1 protein-coding gene is annotated in these 812 nt (G+C 38.4%); it reads left to right on the plus strand.

The window, feature by feature from the left end; genetic code table 11:
- Positions 1–812: phosphoethanolamine transferase (locus AC6BYQ_RS28475; protein ID WP_498057926.1), on the plus strand; the 812-nt coding region annotated here is incomplete at both ends.

Consider the following 812-nt stretch of genomic DNA (forward strand, 5'->3'; position numbering starts at 1 on the left):
TATGCAAAAAATACGAATCCGGAGCTTTCTAAACAAGATATTTTCAACTTTTCGCAAGTGAGCTCATGCGGTACGGCGACAGCAGTTTCTGTGCCATGTATGTTCTCGGGTATGCCACGTGTAGATTATGATGAGCAATTAGCCAGTCACCGCGAAGGTTTACTAGATATTGCAAAACGTGCGGGTTACCAAGTGACTTGGATTGATAATAACTCGGGTTGTAAAGGTACATGTGATCGCGTTGAACAATACCAAATTCCTGAAAACTTAAAGAAAAAATGGTGTAAAGATGGCGAATGTTATGATGACATTCTCATTGACAGCTTAAAGCAGTATTTGGCTACTATTGCCAAAGATGATGACCGCCCACGTTTGATTGTTTTGCATCAGGTGGGTAGTCATGGACCTGCATATTACAAGCGTGCGCCTGAGGCATATCAACCATTTAAACCGACTTGTGATACGAATGCGATACAGGGCTGTTCGCAAACCGAATTGCTAAATAGTTATGATAATACAATCGTATATACAGACCATGTATTAAGCCAAATGATTAATACTCTAAAAGAAATATCAAAATATCAGACAGGTTTATGGTATTTATCTGATCATGGCGAATCAACCGGAGAACATGGTTTATATTTACATGGTTCACCTTATGCAATCGCACCGAGCCAACAAACACATGTACCAATGATTATGTGGTTCTCTGAAAGTTGGAAACAACATAATCTTGCTCAAGTGAATTGTTTAAGCCAACAAACTAAACAAAAGTTAAGTCAGGATAATTTATTCCCAAGTTTGTTAAGTTT

The sequence above is a fragment of the Serratia sp. LTN-2 genome, assembly GCF_059740205.1.